The sequence below is a fragment of the Gilliamella sp. Gris3-2 genome, assembly GCF_001690345.1.
GTDB lineage: Bacteria > Pseudomonadota > Gammaproteobacteria > Enterobacterales > Orbaceae > Gilliamella > Gilliamella bombi.
The window spans coordinates 1-1,577 of the sequence record NZ_LZHB01000062.1; the positions used below are offsets into that span (position 1 = coordinate 1).

2 protein-coding genes are annotated in these 1,577 nt (G+C 36.8%); both read right to left on the minus strand.

Annotated features, from left to right (window positions below; genetic code table 11):
- The coding region (gene upp / locus A9G32_RS08560) for a uracil phosphoribosyltransferase (RefSeq protein WP_065640666.1) at positions 1-458 on the minus strand (458 nt) is incomplete at its 3' end.
- Between the two features lie 343 nt (positions 459-801).
- On the minus strand, positions 802-1,577 hold a 776-nt coding region (locus A9G32_RS08565), incomplete at its 5' end, for an IS3 family transposase (RefSeq protein WP_141672894.1).

Consider the following 1,577-nt stretch of genomic DNA (forward strand, 5'->3'; position numbering starts at 1 on the left):
TTTTTACAACCTGCTTTTTTAAGTAAATCGATTGTCGCCACCATTGACCCACCTGTTGCTAACATTGGATCAACAACTAAAGCCATTCGCTCTTCAATATCCGAGGTTAGTTTTTGAAAATAAGGAACAGGTTCTAACGTTTCTTCGTTACGGTAAAACCCGACAACGCTAATACGGGCACTTGGCACATGCTCAAGCACACCATCCATCATACCTAAGCCGGCACGCAAAATAGGTACAACCGTAATTTTTTTACCCTTAATACGTTCTACTTGAACAGGTCCACACCAACCGTCTATTGTTACTGTTTCAGTAGGTAGATCAGCCGTTGCTTCATAAGTTAATAAACTGCCAACTTCACTGGCAAGATCACGAAAGTCTTTGGTGCTAATATCGTGTTCACGCATTAATCCAATTTTATGACGTACAAGAGGGTGTTTTACTTCAACTATTTTCATGGAGGGCCTCAGTGTTATTTTCTATAATCTGTTAGCTGGTATAAATAACCACTGAGCGATAATTCTAACATAGTTATCACTTTATGAAAACCTGAAATCAACAGCCTTATAGGCAATGTAAATATTGATAAAAAATAAAAATAAAAAAATTTAACGATAAAAATCAGTTTTATTTTCGTTTTTTTTTCATTAAAATAGCCGTCCCAAATAATTTATTTCAGTAATTAATTTAAAAAAGGAATATAGGAATGAATTGGTTTATTGACTGTATTACAAAAAATTATGCAAATTTTAATGGACGAGTGTAAATACCCCAAACTTAGTACACAACTCACGTAGAAAATCATGCTGCTTGTTTTAGTGTTTTATACTCAATCGGTGTCATGTTATTTAATGCCTCATGTGGTCTTTCGGTGTTATAAATCGTTAACCATTCTTCGGTTATTCTCCTTGCTTGTGCTAAGTTGTTAAAAAGATATAAATCGAGTACTTCAGTACGATAGGTACGATTAAATCGTTCAATATAGCCATTTTGATAAGGGCTACCGGGCTGGATATAATCAATGGTTATATCATGTGATTTAGCCCAGTTTATAAAGGTTTTTCCGGTAAATTCTGGCCCATTATCGACCCGTATTTTTAATGGATACCCATGATATTCGGCCAGTTTATCTAAGTAACGGGTAATCCTTCCTGCTGGTAAGCTTACTGCAATATCAATCCCTAACGCCTCACGATTAAAGTCATCGATGACATTGAATGTCCTAAAGCGACGCTGATTACGACTACTGTCACTCATAAAATCCATTGACCAGCATTCACCTTGTTTATTGGGTGCTGATAGCCTTTCTGGGCTTCGTGGAGGAATGCGCTGTTTACGCTTTATCCTGAGATTAAGCTTTAATTCACAATACACCCGATATACCCGTTTATGATTCCATTTATAGCCGAGCTTTTTGATACGATTAAAGCATTTAGGAAAGCCCCAGCGTAAATGCCGGTCTGTGATAGCATTCAACACCGAAACAATCACCGAATCATCCTGTAACTTAGGTTGATAATAGTAAGCACAACGGCTTAAGCCAACAATGGCACAACTCATAGCAATAGTAACCGAAT